General features: G+C 71.0%; 15 protein-coding genes, 1 tRNA gene and 1 pseudogene. 7 read left to right on the top strand and 10 right to left on the bottom strand.

The genetic code is table 11. The features are described from left to right. Positions 1-84, top strand: a pseudogene (locus ACGF5U_RS31515) (IS5/IS1182 family transposase); the annotation flags it as partial. A gap of 91 nt (positions 85-175) precedes the next feature. On the opposite strand, the gene ACGF5U_RS31510 reads toward ACGF5U_RS31515, so the two are convergent. The 4 genes from ACGF5U_RS31510 to ACGF5U_RS31495 all read right to left on the bottom strand — a co-directional run bounded on the left by ACGF5U_RS31510 (position 176) and on the right by ACGF5U_RS31495 (position 1382). After that, positions 176-278 (bottom strand) — tRNA-OTHER (locus ACGF5U_RS31510). Between the two features lie 302 nt (positions 279-580). Continuing rightward, the gene (locus ACGF5U_RS31505) at positions 581-952 is read right to left on the bottom strand and encodes a hypothetical protein (protein WP_392818960.1); all 372 of its coding nucleotides are present in this window, start codon (positions 950-952) and stop codon (positions 581-583) included. A 26-nt stretch (positions 953-978) separates the two neighbouring features. Then, a complete protein-coding gene (locus ACGF5U_RS31500; RefSeq protein ID WP_392718616.1) occupies positions 979-1173 on the bottom strand; it encodes a hypothetical protein in 195 nt (64 codons plus the stop codon). Beyond that, positions 1170-1382 carry a hypothetical protein gene (locus tag ACGF5U_RS31495; RefSeq protein WP_392718614.1) on the bottom strand — a complete coding sequence of 71 codons (213 nt, stop codon included), beginning with the start codon at positions 1380-1382 and terminating at the stop codon, positions 1170-1172. The genes ACGF5U_RS31500 and ACGF5U_RS31495 overlap by 4 nt, the downstream gene beginning before the upstream one ends. 157 nt (positions 1383-1539) lie before the next feature. Between ACGF5U_RS31495 and ACGF5U_RS31490 the strand changes: the two genes are divergently transcribed. From ACGF5U_RS31490 to ACGF5U_RS31480, 3 genes are all read left to right on the top strand, one after another. Further along, positions 1540-2646 (top strand): helix-turn-helix domain-containing protein, encoded by a 1107-nt coding sequence (locus ACGF5U_RS31490; RefSeq protein WP_392718612.1) that lies wholly within the window; start codon positions 1540-1542, stop codon positions 2644-2646. 814 nt (positions 2647-3460) lie between these two features. Then, the gene (locus ACGF5U_RS31485) at positions 3461-4009 is read left to right on the top strand and encodes a CchlQ (protein ID WP_392718610.1); all 549 of its coding nucleotides are present in this window, start codon (positions 3461-3463) and stop codon (positions 4007-4009) included. Positions 4010-4288: 279 nt separating this feature from the next. After that, a complete protein-coding gene (locus tag ACGF5U_RS31480; protein WP_392718608.1) occupies positions 4289-4936 on the top strand; it encodes a hypothetical protein in 648 nt (215 codons plus the stop codon). A 106-nt stretch (positions 4937-5042) separates the two neighbouring features. On the opposite strand, the gene ACGF5U_RS31475 is transcribed toward ACGF5U_RS31480, so the two are convergent. Continuing rightward, positions 5043-6350: an LCP family protein gene (locus ACGF5U_RS31475; protein WP_392718606.1), complete on the bottom strand. Its 1308-nt coding sequence runs from the start codon at positions 6348-6350 to the stop codon at positions 5043-5045. Positions 6351-6479: 129 nt separating this feature from the next. On the opposite strand from ACGF5U_RS31475, the gene ACGF5U_RS31470 reads away from it, so the two are divergent. Further along, complete coding sequence (locus tag ACGF5U_RS31470) at positions 6480-7013, top strand: acyl-CoA thioesterase (protein WP_392718604.1); 534 nt, start codon at positions 6480-6482, stop codon at positions 7011-7013. Positions 7014-7333: 320 nt separating this feature from the next. Here the strand turns inward: ACGF5U_RS31470 and ACGF5U_RS31465 are convergent, their stop codons facing one another. Next, the gene (locus tag ACGF5U_RS31465) at positions 7334-8701 is read right to left on the bottom strand and encodes an LCP family protein (RefSeq protein ID WP_392718602.1); all 1368 of its coding nucleotides are present in this window, start codon (positions 8699-8701) and stop codon (positions 7334-7336) included. 330 nt (positions 8702-9031) lie between these two features. Here ACGF5U_RS31465 and ACGF5U_RS31460 point away from each other — a divergent pair, with 330 nt between their 5' ends. Continuing rightward, a complete protein-coding gene (locus ACGF5U_RS31460) occupies positions 9032-10048 on the top strand; it encodes a glycosyltransferase family 2 protein (protein WP_392718600.1) in 1017 nt (338 codons plus the stop codon). A 169-nt stretch (positions 10049-10217) separates the two neighbouring features. Here the strand turns inward: ACGF5U_RS31460 and ACGF5U_RS31455 are convergent, their stop codons facing one another. From ACGF5U_RS31455 to ACGF5U_RS31440, 4 genes are all read right to left on the bottom strand, one after another. Next, positions 10218-12053 (bottom strand): LCP family protein, encoded by a 1836-nt coding sequence (locus ACGF5U_RS31455; protein ID WP_392718598.1) that lies wholly within the window; start codon positions 12051-12053, stop codon positions 10218-10220. A gap of 30 nt (positions 12054-12083) precedes the next feature. Next, positions 12084-13871: an LCP family protein gene (locus ACGF5U_RS31450; protein WP_392718624.1), complete on the bottom strand. Its 1788-nt coding sequence runs from the start codon at positions 13869-13871 to the stop codon at positions 12084-12086. Between the two features lie 236 nt (positions 13872-14107). After that, positions 14108-15589, bottom strand: coding sequence for an LCP family protein (locus ACGF5U_RS31445; protein WP_392718596.1), 1482 nt, complete (start codon positions 15587-15589; stop codon positions 14108-14110). A 175-nt stretch (positions 15590-15764) separates the two neighbouring features. Next, positions 15765-16520, bottom strand: a complete 756-nt coding sequence (locus tag ACGF5U_RS31440; RefSeq protein WP_392718594.1) for a TIGR03089 family protein — start codon at positions 16518-16520, stop codon at positions 15765-15767. A 126-nt stretch (positions 16521-16646) separates the two neighbouring features. Between ACGF5U_RS31440 and ACGF5U_RS31435 the strand changes: the two genes are divergently transcribed. Beyond that, the gene (locus tag ACGF5U_RS31435) at positions 16647-18164 is read left to right on the top strand and encodes a peptidoglycan recognition protein (protein ID WP_392718592.1); all 1518 of its coding nucleotides are present in this window, start codon (positions 16647-16649) and stop codon (positions 18162-18164) included. The last annotated feature ends 106 nt before the right edge of the window (positions 18165-18270 follow it).

The raw sequence follows: 18270 nt of genomic DNA, 5'->3' as shown, positions 1-18270 counted from the left end.
CGGATCTTCCGCAGGTCCCGCTGCAGCCCCAACCGCATGACGTCAATCGCCAAGGCCGTCCTCACCCTGGAGTTGCAACGCTGAAGAAGCTCAGTAAGGCCAGTGCGTCTCGCATGTGCGTGCCTCCGCTTTTTGTTGGAAACCCTTAGCCGATTGGTCGTTGGCCATGGGGCAGTGCCCTCGCCCGGATTCGAACCGGGTCCTCCTGCGCCCCTCCGAAAGGAATGCAAAACTGAGGGTCGCCTTGTTGGTGCTCTGCCGAAATGAGCTACGGGGGCAAACCGGGTTGGAGTCTGGGTTCTAGCGGGCGGACGTGAATACGGCGGCCAGTGCGACGCCGATGCCGAGGCACACCGCGAACGCGTACAGGAGGCCGGTAAAGCGGCCGATCGCGCGCCGTACGCGTTTGCCTACCGCCATAGCGTCGGTTGCACCTTTCCGCCCTCACACCGAGGGCAATCGACCTTGCGGGTGAAGCGGCATTCGGAGCACCCCTTGAAGCCCCAACAGGCGTAACACCACACCCGGTTGTGGCCTGCGCATAGGCCGCAGTACAGAATCCGTTTCGGGCGCTCGGCGCTCATTGCGGCTGAGCGGACCGGGCGGGGCGGTACACCGTGCGCGTGCCGGTCGGCATGACCCACGGGCGGGGCCAGTCGGCCAGGTGCAGCACCCTGCCGCCCGCCCCGGCGGCACGCATGTCACGTACCTCGTAGGCGTTGCCGTCCTCCAGCCGCACCCAGTCGCCGACCATCACGGCATAGGGGGTGGCCGTGACGGGGATCAGGTGCCCCGGAAGCGGACGCGCCGGCGGGGGCGCCACCTGCACCCGCACGCATTTGTCGGCGACGGCCCGCCAGGTGTAGCCGTTGGGCGCCTGCAACTCCAGGACCCCGCCGCCCATGGCCATGCGCCAGACGGTCCCCTCGCGGCGCCGGAAGGTGTCCTTCACGGTGTCCCCAACTTCGAACCTGGTGGTCACTGTGTCCCCTCCCTGTCGCTCCCCCGGCGGTGGGGGTGGTTGCCGATCTGCTCGTTGAGGCCCTGCACCGTGACGTGGCTGCCGCGCGACCGTCCCCGCGCCGCCGCCAAGGCGCCGCACGTCGTGCATCCGGGCACCGGCACCGGTTCGAGGGCGGGCGTCACCGGGACCGTGGCGAGCGTGCCGTTCATCGGCCCGCCGCCCGTCCGGTGTAGAGCTGCCGCAGAAGACCCCGGTGCGCCGCCTCCAGGACCGGGCGCGTCGGCTCCCCGAGGGCGGGGAAGTGCTCCGGACGGAACCTCCAGAACTCGCCCGCGAGGAACGCGGCCGAGACCTCCCGCAACTGGGCGTCGGCCCCCCTCTGCGGGTCGGCGGACGGCACGGCGGCCGGATCATCCATGTCGGGGTCCTTCGCTGCGGCGGTGTTGCCTTCTACCGGAATGGGGGGATCGTCTCGCGGCGTCATGGCGCGACCTAGTGGCAGCGTTAGGGGCAAGTCAGCCCCGAACTGGTGTACTTGACGGCGATGGTGGCAGATGTAGGGGCAAGATGGGCTCATGGCCATCGGGGTATTGATCAAGGACCTACGCGAAGCGCGAGGATGGTCCCAGGGACGCCTGGCGGACGAGGTCAACGAGGCCTTCGGGACGAACCTCAACCGCGAGTACGTCAGCCGTTGGGAGCGTTCCAAAGTTGCACCGGGGGCCTTCTACCTCCGGTGCCTGTCGGCCGTCCTAGACGTGCCCCTAGCGGTTCTAGAGGGTGAAGTGAAGCGCCGTACATTTCTGTCTGACGTTGCAGCCACTGCCATAGCTCCGGTCGTTGCCTCCGACCTTCTCAGCGTCGGATTCGCTGCCAAGCTCCGTGGTGGTCCCTCACTGGACGACTGGGAAGGAAAGCTGGCGGAGTACGGCACCGAGTACATGAGTCTCGGTGCGGCCGACATTCAGCGCCGCGTATCGCGAGAACTCGTTATCGTCCAGCAGCAGCTAGACACACCCCGACTTTGGGCGGTGGCCTCCCGCCTCATGACCTTGTACGCGAAGACCGTCCCCGGTTCGGATGGAACCAAGGCGGTGAACTGGTATCGGCTTGCAGCCGAGGCCGCAGATCAGTCGGGCGACGAGGACGCCCGTGTCTGGGTGCGGGGGCGCGCGGCAATCGCTCTGGGCTACGAGGGCGCCGCCTTGGGGGTCGCTGATCTTCTTGCCGATCAGGCAATGGCGATCAGCGAGAAGCCGTCCCTCGGGCTGCTCAACGCCATCATGGGCAAGGCGCACGCCGCAGCCATCCGGGGGGATTCCAAGACCGCGCGGAGGCTCATGGACGACGGACGGAGGGTGTTCGACAAGGCAGGGTCGAGTGAACAGACCTCGGACTATGCCGTTCCCTGGTGGCGCATGAACGTGTTCGTCTCGCTGCTGGCCGCCCGCCTCGGCGACGAATCGACAGCGGTCGCAGCCCAGGAAGCCGCACGTCGGGAACTGCCGGATTCCTTGCCGAGATTCGCGACGCACCTTGAAATGCATCGAGGCTTGATGCTCGCGCGATCCGGGGACAAGCGTGGAGGAACTGCCTACGCTCGCGCGGCCTTGGACGCGCTGCCGCCCGAGAAGCACTCACTGACGCTGAGGCTTCTCATGGCCGAGGTCGAGCACTCCTGAACGGAAGGTGATCATGGGGGAATCCTGGGGAGGGCCCTTCCTGGAAGGTGTTTGTGCAGGTCAGGGCGATGCGTGCTGTAAAGCACCCAGATCTACGAAGGCACGAACCAGGTCCAGCGGATCGTGATGGCCAGGAACCTGCCGTAAGGCCCTGTGGTGATGCCCCCGGCGGCCCGCTCGCCGGGGGCATCACCGTACGCGCCACCGACCGGCGCGGGCGCACGCGCGAGTGCCGTCCGCCCGCCCCGATCACGTGGCCGCCTGCTGGTGCGGGGGCGCATGCCCGGCTGACCGGCCCTCGGCCAGGCACCGCGTCGTGAACGGCCCCCGGCGGCGACACCGCTGCGGGGCCGTCTCCGTACGCGCTACCGGCTGTGGCGGGCGCACACGCAGGTGATCGAGAAGAACGGCCGCTCGCCCGGGGGCGGGTCGGCCGACGCGTACACCTCCATGGGGTGGCAGAACGAGTGCTCACCCCACGGGCTCGTTCGTCACCGAGCAGTCCCCGGGGCGCGCGGCCCACGAGGGCGGCGAGTCGGACGGCTTACTCGCGAGGCGTACGCCCCGACCGCCGGGCCCCTGCGATCCGCGAGTTCACGGATCATGGCCGTGGCACCGGCCGCCGCCCCTGGCCCGGCCGCCCGGGGCATGGCCGCCCGGGGCATGGCCGCCCGGGGGCCCGTGGGGCGCCGGACGGCCGTGGCGGCGGGCGTGGTCGCGGGTGGGGAGAAGCGGGGGACTGCCTGTTCTTCGCGTGGACTCGCGGGTAGATTCCGGAGTTCGACGTCGTGATCACCGGGGGAGGGGTTGACGCGTGGAATGGGGGACGCTCGTCGCGACGGTCAGCGGTGGCTCCATCGCCCTGTGCGGGACGGTTCTGGCCGACTACCTACGCCATCGCCACGAGGTCGGCCGGGGAGAGGGGGAGCGGCGGAGGGCGGTGTACCTCGAGTTCATCACCGCCGCTGAGGCGTGCCACTCACGGTTGCGTCAGATCGCCCAGGACCCCGGCTCCGAAGCCGACCTGGAGGCGGCGACGCGGGCGGCGCTGAGCGATGCCGCCGTCTATGAGGCGCGCGAGCGGCTGTTCATCGAGGCGACCACCGCCGTCGCCGGTGCCGGGCAGGCGATGTTCGAGCGGCTCCGCGCACTGCAGCGTGCCGTCGCCGCGGGCGCCGGGCCGGCGTCGCCCGGCTTCCATGACGCCCACCACCCCTACATCGGCGCGGTCTGGGCCTACCGTGTCGCGGTGCGCCAGGAGTTGGAGGGCCAGTCCCTCTCGCCGACGGCCTTCGGATGGGACCGGTGGGACGGCACGGACCGGTGCGCGATGTGCCGAAGGGCGGTCGGCGCCGGGACGTGACGGCTGGATGGCGGACCGGCACGGTCGGCGATCCCTCGGACATGACCTCCCCGGCACGGTCGGCGATCCATCGGACATGACCTCCCCGGCACGGTCGGCGATCCATCGGACATGACCTCCCCGGGCACGGTCGGCCCCACCGGTCTTCCCCGGGCCCGGTCGGCACCACGCGCCCGGGCGGCCTCCCTGGTCGGCGCCTGCCCTGCCGGTGCCGGTCGGTTAGGCTGCGCTGCCGCCGGGATCCAGCCGGTGGGCCGAACCACCGCAGGGATGAGGAACATGAGCGCGGACCGTATGATCTCGGGCGTTCTCCGGCAGATCGCCACCGAGGACGTCGTGGAACTCAACGGCAGTTCCAGCTCCCCGGGCCGGGCCGCCGCCCTCGTTCACCTGGTCGAGCAGTACGGCTTCACCTACGGGGAGGCCCACCGGCACGGCCCCAACAAGTCGCTGCTCACCGTGTTCCTGTACCGCGACCCCGCCCCCGAGGCGCGCGCCCGCGAGGCGGCGACCATCGCCGCCTACCCGCAGGCGGGCAATGGCGGCGCCGCCCCCGGCCTGCGGCCCGGAACGCTGAAGCCGCTCCCCGAGGCGGAGGCGGCCGTCGCGCTCGCCAAGGACCGGATCGTTCTCGACGTGATGGCGGGGGCCGCCGAGCCGCGGCAGAAGGCGTTCGTGTGGGCCCTGATCGGCGTCGTCGCGGTCGTCATGCTGATCGCCGAGAAGTACCTCATGGCTCTCGGTACCGGTGCCGTCTTGAGCGCCCTCTTCGTGGTCGCCGTGAAGGTGGCCGAGGTCCGCCGCGGCCGGCTCGCCCAGCGGCTGGTGGCCGCCGGGCTCATCGCCGTACGGGACGAAGAGGGCAGGCAGCGGTTCCTGCGGCCCGGACAGCAACTGCCCGGCCACGCGAACCCGTTCGCCGGCTGACGGCGACGCCGCCGGGCCGACCGCCGCCGCCGCCGGGCCGACCGCCGCCCCCTACGGGCGGCGGCGTACCGGCGTACCGGCGTACCGGCGTACCGGCGTACCGGCGTCAGCGGTTGCTGGTGACGGTGACCTTCTCGTCGTTCTGGATCTGCTGCACCAGCTGCTTCACCTTGGCCTTGTCCCAGACCAGATTGCCGCCGCGGCTGCCGGAGATGGGCATGTTCATGGACGTGCCGTCGCCGCTGTTGACGCCCTTCATCGCGAAGAACATCTCGCCTAGGTCGAACAGCGACATCTCCTTGTCCACGATCAGCGTGTCCAGGCCCGCGCCCAGCGTCGGGTAGAGCTTGAAGGGGTTCATGACCGTGCCGGGCGTCGCCGCCTGGCTCGCCAGCGCCGCCAGGAACTTCTGCTGGTTCTTCGTGCGGGCCAGGTCCGACTCCGCGAAGGCGTACCGGGTACGGACGAAGGCCAGCGCCTGCTCGCCGTCGAGGGTCTGCTTGCCCGCCTGGAAGTCCGCGCCGGACTTCTTGTCCTTGAAGCCCTTCTCGATGTTCAGCTCGACGCCGCCGAGCGCGTCCACGATGTTGGCGAAGCCGGCGAACCCGATCTCCGCGTAGTGGTCGATGCGCAACCCCGTGTTGTGCTCGACGGTCCGTACCAGCAGCTCGGGGCCGTCCTCCGCGTACGCGGCGTTCAGCTTCACCCGCCGGCCCTTGGCCGGGAACGTCTTGCCGGACTCCGAGCCGACGAAGGACGGGATCTCCACGTCCGAGTCGCGCGGCAGCGAGATCATGGTGTTCCCGCTGGAGCAGGCGGCCAGGATCATCATCGAGTCGGTGCGCTTGCCGTCGGCGGAGCCGGTGTGCAGACGCTGCTTGTCCTCGGAGGTCAGGCCCTCACGGCTGTCCGAGCCGACGATCAGGTACGTCGTGCAGTCGCCCTCCTGCGGGCGTTCGATGACCTTGGCGAGATCCACCTCACGGCGCATCTTGCCGTCGGCCCAGAAGTACGTGCCGATCGTCGTGCCGAGGACGGCCACGACCAGGACGATCGAGCCGATCTTGATACGGCGGCGCCAGTCCGGGGCCTGCCCCGGGTTGTGCGGGGGCATCGGAGGCACCCCGCCGGGACCGCCCGGGGCACCGTGTCCGTAGCCGTCTCCGTAACCGCCGGGGCCGCCGGGCGCGGCGCCGCGCTGCCGGGGAGCGCCGTAGACCTGGCCCGTGTTGTAGCCGCTGTCGTAGGCCGGGGCGGACTGGCCGTAGGCGTCGTACCCCTGCGCGGGCTGCGGGGGGACCGCTTCGCGCCGCACGTGCGGCATCACCCGGTGGCCCTCGGGCTGGGCCCCGGCGCTGCCACGGCCGTGGCGCGGGTTGCGATCGTCGGACCATCCTTCAGGCCAGTCATTCATGCGGACCAGTGTGCCGCCCGCCCTGACACCCCTGACAGGGCGGGTGGAGGTTCGGGGCGGTGCTGTTGCCAACCTGATGCAATGGGCGCGCGCCCGGGTTCCGCGCAGGTGGGGCATATGGTGGAGGGCATGACAGATCAGGCCATGCTCGAGGGCAAGCCCACGGCGGCGTCCCGCACCACCCTCAGCCACATCATGACCGGCAGCGACACCAACCTCCTCGGTACGGTGCACGGCGGCGTGATCATGAAGCTGGTGGACGACGCCGCCGGGGCCGTCGCGGGCCGCCACTCCGGAGGCCCCGCCGTCACCGCGTCGATGGACGAGATGGTCTTCCTGGAGCCGGTCAGGGTCGGCGACCTCGTCCATGTGAAGGCCCAGGTCAACTGGACCGGCCGGTCCTCCATGGAGGTCGGCGTCCGGGTCCTGGCCGAGCGCTGGAACGAGTCGACGCCCGCCACCCAGGTCGGCTCGGCCTACCTGGTGTTCGCCGCGGTCGACGCCGACGGCAAGCCCCGTCCCGTACCGCCGGTCCTCCCGCAGACCGAGCAGGACAAGCGCCGCTACCAGGAGGCCCAGATCCGGCGCACGCACCGGCTGGCCCGCCGCCGGGCGATCCGCGAACTCCGCGAGAAGCGTGCCGCGGAGGGCATCAGCGACTGAGGGCCCCGCACGCGGCCGCACCGGGCGACATCCGCCGCGTCGCCCCGTACCCCGCCGCCCCGTGCCCCGCCGCACCCGCACCCGCCGCCGCGCCCCGCACCGGGCGGCACCCGCCCCGCGCCCGCCCGCGCCCTGTCGCCCTGCGTCCCGCCCCCGGCCGTACCGCCGCGCACCCCGCGCGCCGCACCGGGCGGCACCCGCCCCGCGCCCGCCCCGCCCCGCGCCCGCCCCGCGCCCGCCCCGCGCCCGCCCCGCGCCCGCCCGCACCCTGTCGCCCTGCGTCCCGCCCCCCGGCCGCACCCCGCCGCGCCGCCCCGTGGTCAGGGGCAGACGACCTGGTCGCCGGTGACCGCGCCGAACTCGCCCGGCGGCGGGGTGTCCGCGCGGACCGGCGCCACCGCCTTGAAGTCCGTGCCCGCCGTCACCTTCAGCGTCGGGCCCTGGCCCGGCACCGGGCGGAGTTCGCAGCCGGGCAGCGCCGTCGCCAGGGACCGCGCCGACCGGTCCCAGCGCGGGTCGAACGCCACGACGGTCCTCGTCACGTCCCGGCGGTCCGCGTTGAACGGCGTCCTCGTCGTCTGGAAGCCCGTCGCCCGCAGCGCCGCGTCGACCCGCGCGCCGAGCCCGGTCAGCAGCGTCCCGTTGTAGACCTGCACCCGGATCTGCCGCGGCGCGACCGGAACGGGTTTCTTCCGGGGGCCGGAATCCGGCCGCTGCGCCGCCAGCGGCTTGTCCTCGCGCAGCGCCCGGAACAGCTTCTCCGACTTCACCGGGTCCCACTTCACCGTCGAGCCGAGGTTCTTCACCTGGTGGCGGGTGTCGGCCAGCGGGACGGACGTGAACTCCGAGGACGCCGCGGTGAAACCGCGCATCGCCCTGGCCAGCGCCAGCATCTCGTCCGTGCCGAACGCCTCGTCGGCCCGTACCGAGCCCAGCATCGAGGACACGACCTGCCGGAACCGCACCGGGTTGAGCAGGACCCCGTTGCTGGTCGCCCGGTCGATCAGGGCCGCGGTGAACCGCTGCTGGCGTTCCATCCGGCCCAGGTCGGACGCCCCGTCGACATGGCGTGACCGCACGTACTGCAGCGCCTGGCCGCCGTCGAGCTTGTGCGTGCCCGCCGGCAGGTCGAGCGCCGTGTACGGGTCCTTCATCGGGCGGGCGGTGCAGATGTCGACGCCCCCGACCGCGTCCACCGTCCGCATGAAGCTGGTGAAGTCGACCTCCAGATAGTGGTCGATCTTGACGCCGGTGACGTGCTCCACGGTCCGTACGGTGAGGTTCGGCCCGCCCTCGGCGTAGGCGGCGTTCAGCTTCACCGGGTGCGCGTCATGGCGCTCGCCGGTCGTGGCGTCGGTGTGCGGCGGGATCTCCGCGTAGCTGTCCCGGGGCAGGGACACGACACTGGCCCGCTTCCGGTCGGCGGAGACGTGCACCAGCATCATCGTGTCGGTGCAGTGGCAGGGAGCGCCGCCCAGCCGGTACTTGATCTTCTCCGCCATCGTGATCTTGTCGCGGCCGTCGGTGCCAACGAGCAGGATGTTGGTGCCATGGCCCGCCTTCGGGCGGTTCTTCATGTCCTTGAACGGGTCGACCCGGCTGATCCCGGTGTCCAGGCTCGTCATCACCGCGTGCCCGATCCCGCCCGCGCCCAGCACCAGCACCGACAGCGTCGTCGCCATCCGCATCCCCCACCGCGGCCGGGGCCTCGGCCGGGGCTGCGGCCGCGCGGCCGGCCGTCTCGCGCCGCTCCGGACGGGGGGCCGGGGAGCGGGGCGGGCGGGGCGGCTGCGGGGCGGCGTGGGCACGAAAGGACACCTCCGCGGGCGACTGGGGGAATCATGAGCACAGTAGGCCCATACGATCAGCGACGGCCCGTATCGCCCGGGCGGCGCGCACCGGTGTCCCCCGTTCGCGGTAACGTGGCGGGCGCACCGCCGTCTCCGGGGACGACACCCCTCGTAGCCCCGGGGCTCGCCGTCTTCCGGGGGACGACCCCCCGTACCCCCGAAGGAACCATGTCCACGCCACCGGTCTCAGTGATCATGCCGGTCCTCAACGAGGAGCGGCACCTGCGCGACGCGGTCCGTCACATCCTCCAGCAGGAGTACGACGGCGAGATGGAGGTGGTGATCGCCCTCGGCCCCTCCACGGACCGTACGGACGAGATCGCCGCCGAACTCGTACGGGAGGACGCGCGGGTCCACACCGTGCCGAACCCGACCGGTCGCACCCCCGCCGCGCTGAACGCCGCCATCAAGGCGTCGCGCCACCCGATCGTGGTGCGGGTCGACGGCCACGGCATGCTGTCGCCGAACTACATCGCGACGGCCGTGCGGCTCCTGGAGGAGACCGGCGCGCAGAACGTCGGCGGCATCATGCACGCCGAGGGCGAGAACGCCTGGGAGGAAGCGGTCGCGGCCGCGATGACCTCCCGCATCGGCGTCGGCAACGCGGCCTTCCACACGGGCGGCGAGGCCGGCCCCGCCGAGACCGTGTACCTGGGCGTGTTCCGCCGTGAGGCGCTGGAGCGACAGGGCGGCTACAACGAGGAGTTCATCCGCGCCCAGGACTGGGAGCTGAACTTCCGCATCCGCGAGGCCGGCGGGCTCATCTGGTTCTCGCCCGAGCTGCGCGTCCAGTACCGGCCGCGCCCGTCCGTGCGGGCGCTGGCCAAGCAGTACAAGGACTACGGCCGCTGGCGCCATGTCGTCGCCCGCTACCACCAGGGCTCCATCAACCTCCGCTACCTGGCCCCGCCGACGGCCGTCTGCGCCATCGCCGCAGGGCTCGTGGTGGGCGCCGCGCTCAGCCCGCTCGGCTTCGTGATCCCGGGCGGCTACCTCGCCGCGATCGTCCTGGGCTCCGTCCCGGCCGGCCGGGGGCTGCCGCTGAAGGCCCGCGTCCGGATCCCGGTCGCGCTCGCCACGATGCACATGTCGTGGGGCTTCGGCTTCCTCACGAGCCCGCGCGCGCTCGCCCGGAAGGTCATCGCCAGCCGCCGCCCGGCCGTACTCGCGGAAGCCGACAACTGACGGCGACCGACTCCGTACGCGCGTCACACGGGCACGCGTCACACGGGCACGCGTCACACGGCACACGTCGCCACAAGCGGCTTCCGGGCGTGGCGCGTCGGCGCGGATACGTGGAGGAGCCGGGGGACATCACGTCCCCGGCCCCGCCACGTAAGGGCTGCCGCCACGTCTACCAGGTGAAGTCCGGGTGGACCTCCATGCACGCCCCGTCCTCGTCGGCGCGCAGCGCCTTCGCCGACTCGGGCGTCTTGGCGTCGGCCGTGGAACCCGCGGGCTTCGGGTAGCCGTCGCCCTCGCGCCAGTCCGCGCCCACGATCAGGGTGATCGCCGAGACGTCGGACGACTTCTTCACCGAACCGGCCGGAATCCCGAGGGCCTTGGCGACCGCACGCGCGTCACCCTCCAGGTCCGCGCTGGGGAACCAGACGACCGTCTTGGCCTGCGGGTTCTGGGTCCTGTCCGCCTTCGCCAGGGTGAAGCCCTTGCCGGTGAGCACCTCGGCGACCGCCGTGGCCCGGCCCATCACCCAGCCCGACTGGGCGGTGTACGTGCCGTTCTGCACCGAGACGGCGATCTCGGCGGCCGGTGCCGCCGGGTCCTTGGGCGTGGCGGACGGGGTGCGCTTCGACGCCTTGCCGTCCAGCGGAATGTCCTCGCGGATCATCTCGAAGAGCTGCTCGGCGTCGCCGGGCTGCGGCTCGACCTTCCCCTTGACGCGCGAGGAGTAGAAGTTCGGCATCGTCGTCATGGTGATGCGCTCGGTCGGCACGCTCTTGAGCTGCTCGGCCAGGTCGTACAGCTTCTTGATGGTGTCGATGCCGGTGTCGACGGTGAGCGCCTCGGTCGCCGCCTCCGCGAGCTTGCGCAGCTTGTTCGGGTCGGTGAGCTTGGTGTTGGCCCGCAGCTCGCGGACCATCGAGTTCATGTACATGTGCTGGGCCCGCGTACGCCCCAGGTCGCTGCCGTCACCGAAGCCGTACCGGGTGCGCAGCCACTGCAGCGCCTGCTCGCCCTTGACCGGGTGCGTGCCCTTGGGCAGCTTCAGACCCGAGCCCTGGCCCTTGCTGTTGCGGGAGTGGATGTTCTTGTCGACACAGACCGGTACGCCGCCGATGGCGTCGGCCATCGACACGACCCCCGCGAAGTCGATCATCATGAAGTGATCGATGGGGATGCCGGTCAGTTCGTACCAGGTGGCCACGGTGCAGCCGGGACCACCGCGCATCAGGGACTCGTTGGTCGGCGCGAACTGCCGCTCGTGGAACGTCTCGTTCGTCTTCGGGTCCTGGCACTCCGGGATCTTCAGCATCGTGTCGCGGGGCATGCTCACCACGGAGATGTTGCTGCGGTCGGCCGAGAGGTGGACCAGCATCTGCACATCCGCGAGCGGCGGCGAGTCGAACGTCTCCCGGGCGCCGCCGAGTTTCTGGTTCGCCTTGTTGTTCCGGGCGTCCGAGCCGATCAGCAGGATGTTCAGCGGCGTCTGGCCGGCCGCGTTCGCCTTGTGCTCGGCCATCCTGTTCTTGCCGAGGTTGAGCGGGTCCTTCTTGATGTTGCCGTTGAGGTGCTCGTAGTAGAGGTAGCCGGCTCCCGCCGTCCCGAGTATCAGCAGGGACAGTACGGAGGCACCCCAGCGGAGCACCCGCCGCTTGCCGCCCTTGGGCGCGTTGGCGCCCTTGCCGCGCCGACGGGAGCCGCCGCGCCGACGGCCTCCGCCGCCGGCCGCCGCGCGCCCCTCGGCCCGGGTCGCCGCGCGCCCCTCGGCCCGGGTCACCGCCCGCGCGCCTGTCCCCTCATCTGAACCCGCACCCGCACCCTCATCTGAACCCGCACCCGTACCTGAACCCGCGCCCGTTCCTGCACCTGCACCTGCACCTGAACCTGATGTCGCCGTGCCGCCGTCCAGGCTGTCGTCCCAGCCGAGTTCGGCGGCGGCGTCACGCGCATGCGGAACACCGCCTCGGGTGCTCTGGGTTCCCTCCCCACGCACGCTGCTTCGTCCCACCCCTGGTCTCCCCTGTTGTTCAGTCCCGCGTCATTGCGCGCAGACCTGCTTGTCCGCCTCTACCTTCTGCACACCCTCCGGCGCCTTCGCCGGTCCGGTGATGGGTACTCCCGCGCCCTTGAAGTCCTTGCCGAGCGTGAGTGTCATCGCCTGAAGCCCCTCGGCGTCCGAGGTCCCCTGCTTCAGCGCGGTCGCGGGCAGCCCCATCATGTCCGCGAGCGCGCGGGCCTGATCGGCCTGGTTCGGCGCGAACTCCAGCGTCGTCTTGGCGATCTTGTCCGGAGCGTTCGCCTTGTTCGTGGACTTCAGGACGCCCTGGTCGTTCTGGAGCCAGTTGATCGTCGACTGGGCCGCGCCCTGCTGGCCGCTGCCGTTGTAGACGTCGACCCGTACCTCGGACGCCTTGGCGCGCGGGCCCTTCAACAGGGCCGCCTGGGCGTTCTTGGCGTCCTTCTCCTTCTGCTTCACCTCGGTCAGCGAGATGTCGTTCTCCAGCATGCTGAAGAGCTGCGGCGCCTGTGTCGGGTGCGGTACGACGGTGACGGGCGTCGGCTCGTTCGGGTTGTCGATGACCGGAAGCGTCGTGAAGGTGATGTTCTTCATGTCGATCTTGCTGAGTTCCTCGGCAAGAGCGGTGAGCTTCTTGATGCTGCCTATACCGGAGTCGACGGTCAGCGCCTTCGTCACGGCGTCCGCCAGGTCGTACATCTTGGTCGGACTGGTCAGCGTCTCGTCGGACTTCATCTGCCGCAGCATGGAACTCATGAACTGCTGCTGGATCTTGATCCGGTCGAGGTCGCTCTTGTTGCCGAAGCTGGAGCGCGTCCTGACGAACGCGAGCGCCTGCTCGCCCTCGATGACGGACTCGCCGGCCGGCAGTTGAAGGTGCGACTTCTTGTCGTGCACGGGCTTGGCCAGGCAGACCTTGACGCCGCCGACCGCCGAGGAGAGCGTCTTGACCGCGTTGAAGTCGGCCATCATGAAGTGGTCGACGGTCAGCCCGGTCAGCTCGTGCACCGTCTTCATGGTGCAGCCCGGGTCACGGCCCGACTGGCCGAGGCTCGTGTTGAACCGGACGGCCCGCTCACCGGGGATGACCTTCTCGCCCTCCTCCGTCTTCGACGTGCACTCCGGGATGTCCGTGACCAGGTCGCGCGGGATGGACATCGCGGTCGCGTTCGTACGGTCCTTGGAGACGTGGAACAGGATCGTGGTGTCGGCGTGACCGGGGCTGTTCCTGTCGCCGTAGCCCTGGTTGCCGTCGCCGGTCCGCTTGTCCGTGCCGATCACCAGGATGTTGATCGGCTGGTCCTTCTTGAAGCCGGTGCTGCCTCCGGCGCCCGCCACGTCGACCGTGCTGATGTTGCCGTCGAGCGAGCTGTAGAGCGAGTACACGACGGCACCGGTGGCGACCAGCGCGAACGCCATGACGCCGCCGGTCCACAGCAGAACCTTCTTCTTACGGGACTTGCGAGGCTTGCGCTTACGGCGCCCGGGCGGTGCCTGCGCGGTCCCCGCCTGTGCCTCCTCCGGTGCTCCCGCCGCGCGACGCCTGCGCTGGCCCGGGACCTCGGCCGTACGGCGGCGCGATCCGGGCACGGACGGGGACGCGGCCGTCGACGTGGATGTGGCCGTCCTGGCCGCGGCCGACGTCCCCGTAACACCGGAGGTGGAGGTGCCGCGTGGGCCTGGGGTCCTGGCCGGTGGCTGCCCTGCGGAGTGGTCCAGTCGCAGTTCGTAATTGCCGGTCTGCGGGTTGAGCACCCACTGGTCGGCGGGGTCGATGTCGTCCGCCTGTCCACGGCTGTGCGCGTCCACGGTTGCTGAGTCCTCCGTCGGTGCCACGCGAGGCGCCTCTCCCCATCAGGCGCTCGGTTCTTCCATCCGTGAGTGCGCGACCAGACGGTCGCTAGCACCGGATCGCGTCACACTATCCGTCCAGTTCAGCGTGGGGCGACGTCCGTGACAAATTCCACGTACCTTACAACCGGGCATTCCGCGCAATAGGCATAGACTGCCGCCTCTTGGCACACTCTTTTCTCACATCTCACGCGCTACCGGCACGTCCCCCTGGCCGCGTTAGTGCCGGTGAACGTGGGGACGGCGGACGGACTGGAGGACGCCCCGCCGTCGAGGTCGTCCCTGCCGGACGGGCCGTTCGGCTCGTCCGGCCGTGCCGGCACGACGGCGACGGGGGCGTCCTGGCGGAGCCGCGCGAACAGTCGGTCCGCGGCCGGCCGCACCACCTCGTCCCGGTTCGGGTCCGCGCTGTACGGCCGCCTCGGCAGGGTCAGGAACTGCACCTTCTCCGTCGGTACGCTCCGCATCACCCGCGCCAGGTCGTACAGGTCCTTCAGCGAGTCGAGACCGGGATCGGTGGTGATGGACTTCGTCGCCGCGTCCAGCACCGGATAGAGCCGCGCCGGGTTCAGCAGTACGCCGTTGCTCTGCACCTTGTTGATCAGCGCGCCAAGGAACCGCTGCTGGCGGTCCATGCGCTCGGTGTCGCTGCCGTTGCCGAGCGACTTGCGGGCCCGTACGTAACCGAGGGCCTGCTCGCCGTTGAGCGTCTGCGCCCCCGCCTTCAGCCTGAGGTGGGCGTCCGGGTCGTCGATGGGCTCCTCGACGCACACCCGGACACCGCCGACGGCGTCCACCATGTCCTTGAACCCACGGAAGTCGATCACCATGTGATGGTCGATCCGGATGCCCGTCAGCTTCTCCACCGTACGGATCGTGCACGCCGTCCCGCCGGACTCGAACGCCCCGTTGAACTGGGCGAAGCGCGGGGCGCTGCGGGAACCGTCGGCGGTACGGCAGCGGGGGATGTGGACCATCAGGTCGCGCGGCACCGACACGGCCGTCGCGCTGCCCCGGTCCGCCGCGAGGTGCAGCAGGATCGTGGTGTCGGACCGCTGGGTGCCCTTGTCCCGCCCGTACTTGGTGTTGCCGTCCCCGGAGCGGGTGTCCGAGCCGATGAGGAGGATGTTCCGGGCGCCGGGCGCCAGCGCGGAGGGGCGCTCCTTCTCGTACCTGCGCAGCTCGTCGGCGGCGGTGGTGTCGGTGGTGATGTTGTCGTCGAGCTTCCGGTAGAGCCACCACCCGAGCCCGGCGGCCACCATCACGAGGAAGGCCGACCCGAACGCCGCCCAACGCAGCCACGGCCGCGAGCGGTTCAGGCGCGAGCGGCCTTGGCTTTCGCCCTCGTGCTCGCCGTCGCCTTCGTCTGTGCTTTCCCCTGTGCCCGCGCCCTCGGGTGCGGGGTCCTCGTCGGCTGACCGTACGGCTTCGTCCGCGTCCTCGGGGGTCTCGCCGTCCCCGGGGGGTTCGGCGACTGCGGCACCGTCACCGTCTCCGGAGGTGTCACCGTTGCCGGAGGTGGCACCGTCTCCGGAGGTGGCACCGTTCCCGGGGGTGTTGTCGTCTCCGGGGGCGTTGTCGGCGGGGGCCGGTTCCGGCCGGCCGGGCGCGGCGCTCGCTGCGGGGTCTCCGGCGGGGGGCTCCGGTTCCCCGGGAGTGCCGGCACTGTCCGTCACGTCTGAGTCCGTCCTTGAGGCGTCGGCGGCGCGCCCGGCGGCCGCCGCCCGTCGCGGGGGCGGACGGCTGAGCCCGGTGCTTGTGCTCAACGCCGATCATGTACCGGGGGCGGGCCCGCGACGTGGCGGACTCGGCGCGGGGTGCGCCGGACGGGTGGACTTGGGCCGCGGTGCGTCACACGGCCGTGTCCGTGACGCGTTCGCTCTCGACGCGCTTGGCCAGCCCGTCCGGGCCCAGCCGGTCGAGGTTCCGGCAGAGGACGACCGCGCCTCCGCCCGCGAGCGGGGCGTACAGCCCGGCCGACACGCCCTCCCAGGTGTCCCAGGCCAGCCCCGACAGCAGACGCGAACCGCTGGTCAGCCCGCGCCGCGCGGCGTCCTCGCGGGCCCGCGCGACGACCTGGGCGCCGGTCAGCTCCGTACCGCCGACCCGCAGTGCGGGCCCGTCGGGGTCGACCGGGACGTACGGGGCGAACCGGTCGCCCTGGGACGGCACCGCTACCGCGTAGTCGTCGTAGCCCGGGGGTGGCGCCGGCAGGAACCGGCGGCCGAGCGGGGCGAGGGACAGGGCGAGCCGTTCGCCGGAGCAGGCCAGACCGTCGTCGAGCCGGTCCGGGCCCGCGACCACATGGTCGGCGGATGCCGGGTCGCCGTCCAGGTCGGCGACCACGCCCACCGACGAGCAGGCGAGCAGCCATACGGCCGTCTGCCAGTGGGCGGGCAGCAGCAGGGCGAGCCGTTCGCCGGGCTCGGCGGACAGGCCGTCCTGGATGAGGTTGGCCGTCTTGGCCACCCAGTTGGCGAACGTGGCCACCGACAATTCGACGCGCTCTCCGGTGGCGTCGTCGTAGAAGGTGACCAAGGGGCGGGCCGGGTCCGCGGCGAGCGCGGATCGCAGCAGGTCGGCGGGGGTACGGTCGCTGGCGTTCACCCGCGCAAGGGTACGCGCGCGGGCTCGGCGGGGCTGTCCGTACCGGTGACCGGGTCCACCGGACGGACCGATGGACCGTCATTTTCCCAAGAGGCGCCTTACGCCTGGAATGTCCAGGATCTCGGTATGCGTGCTTCCCTTGCTTCCTCGATCGGTGTGGTGTGCGGCGCGGCACTCGTACTGCCGCTGGCCCGGCCCGCCGTCCCGGCCCCGACCCAAGTCACCGCATCCGCCACAGCCGCCACGGCCGTCACGGCCACCACTGCCCTCGACAGGGCCGATCGGGCGTTGCCCGGCTCCACCCAGTCCCTTCCGCTGGCCCCCCTGCCGCAGGACCGCTCGGCCGGGGGCGCGGCACAACGCGGCCTGCCCGAACGGGACGTCGAACCGTTCTCGCTGGTCGGCGTGGTGTGGGAGGACCCTGACGCGGAACTGCGCGGCACCGTCCAGGTGCGTACCCGGTCCACCGGCACGGCCACCTGGACCGGCTGGCAGGACCTGGAGGTCCACAACCACGAGCATGCCGCCGACCCCGGCACGCCGGAACGTACGTCCGGCCGGGTGCGCGGTGCCACCGCCCCGCTGTGGGTGGGGGATTCGAACGGCGTCGAGGTCCGCGTACGGAGCGCGGAACCCGCCTCGGAACGCGGCGCGGACGACCTCCCGCGCGGCCTGCGCGTGGAGTTGGTCGACCCGGGTGACGAGCCAGGGGGCACGGGTACGGGATCCGGCACGGGTACGGGATCCGGCACCGCCACCTCCACCGTGCCCGGCACCGGATCCGGGACGCCACCCGACAAAACCACTGAAACCAGCACGAACACGGGCACAGGCGCTGGAACCGCCACCGACACCGCGGCCGACACCGCCACCGACACCGCGGCCGACACCCCTCAAGGCGCCGGCGCCGTGCTCACCGCGGAGGAGTCCGCCACGTCCGCCGTCAACGCGGACCTGGCCGCACTCGGCGCGACCGAGATCCCGGAGCTGTCCAAGGCCGAGACGGAGGCCACCCTCGTCGGTTTCGCGAAGCCCTACATCGGGCCGAGGCCCGCCATCGTCACCCGCAAGGGCTGGGGCGCCGACGAGAAGCTGCGCGAGCGCGACTTCGTCTACACCAAGTCCGTCCAGGCGGCGTTCGTCCACCACAGCGCGACGGGGAACAACTACACCTGCGCTCAGGCGCCCTCCGTCCTTCGCGGTATTTACCGCTACCACGTGCAGAGCATGGGCTGGCGTGACTTCGGCTACAACTTCGCCGTCGACAAGTGCGGAAAGATCTACGAAGGCCGGGCAGGAGGCGTGGCCAAGCCGGTGCTCGGCGCGCACACGCTCGGTTTCAACACCAACAGCATGGGCGTGGCCGTGCTCGGCACGTACAGTTCCACCACCCCTCCCGCCGCGACCGTGACCGCTGTCGCGAAGCTCACGGCATGGAAACTCGGCCTGTACGGAATGGATCCCCGCGCGAAGACCACGCTGACCTCCGGCGGCGGCAACCTCTACAAGAAAGGCACCAAGGTTCAACTGAATGTCATCTCCGGGCACAGGGACGGTTTCGCCACCGAATGCCCTGGAGAACGCCTCTACACGAAGCTCGGAACCGCCCGGACCTCGTCCGCCAAATACCAGGGGAGACAGTGATCGGGGTGGCTGTACCGAACGATCTGCACAACGTCTGCATACACTGTCCGGTCGTATCGATCATATGAACTGATCTCCATCGACCGGCCCCAGCAGGAAGCAGAGA

Origin of the sequence: Streptomyces sp. NPDC047886, from assembly GCF_043204435.1 — a bacterium.
In the GTDB taxonomy this organism is placed as follows: Bacteria; Actinomycetota; Actinomycetes; order Streptomycetales; family Streptomycetaceae; genus Streptomyces.
The sequence above is the reverse complement of the archived record's forward strand: the minus strand, read 5'-3'. Positions and strand labels throughout refer to the sequence as shown.

Excerpts from the sequence above, each read along its gene's own strand:
- ACGF5U_RS31500 (WP_392718616.1), bottom strand. The coding sequence starts at position 1,173 with ATGAACGGCACGCTCGCCACGGTCCCGGTGACGCCCGCCCTCGAACCG.
- ACGF5U_RS31480 (WP_392718608.1), top strand. The coding sequence starts at position 4,289 with ATGAGCGCGGACCGTATGATCTCGGGCGTTCTCCGGCAGATCGCCACC.
- ACGF5U_RS31470 (WP_392718604.1), top strand. The coding sequence starts at position 6,480 with ATGACAGATCAGGCCATGCTCGAGGGCAAGCCCACGGCGGCGTCCCGC.
- ACGF5U_RS31435 (WP_392718592.1), top strand. The coding sequence starts at position 16,647 with ATGCGTGCTTCCCTTGCTTCCTCGATCGGTGTGGTGTGCGGCGCGGCA.
- ACGF5U_RS31490 (WP_392718612.1), top strand. The coding sequence starts at position 1,540 with ATGGCCATCGGGGTATTGATCAAGGACCTACGCGAAGCGCGAGGATGG.
- ACGF5U_RS31465 (WP_392718602.1), bottom strand. The coding sequence starts at position 8,701 with ATGCGGATGGCGACGACGCTGTCGGTGCTGGTGCTGGGCGCGGGCGGG.
- ACGF5U_RS31495 (WP_392718614.1), bottom strand. The coding sequence starts at position 1,382 with ATGGATGATCCGGCCGCCGTGCCGTCCGCCGACCCGCAGAGGGGGGCC.
- ACGF5U_RS31460 (WP_392718600.1), top strand. The coding sequence starts at position 9,032 with ATGTCCACGCCACCGGTCTCAGTGATCATGCCGGTCCTCAACGAGGAG.
- ACGF5U_RS31475 (WP_392718606.1), bottom strand. The coding sequence starts at position 6,350 with ATGAATGACTGGCCTGAAGGATGGTCCGACGATCGCAACCCGCGCCAC.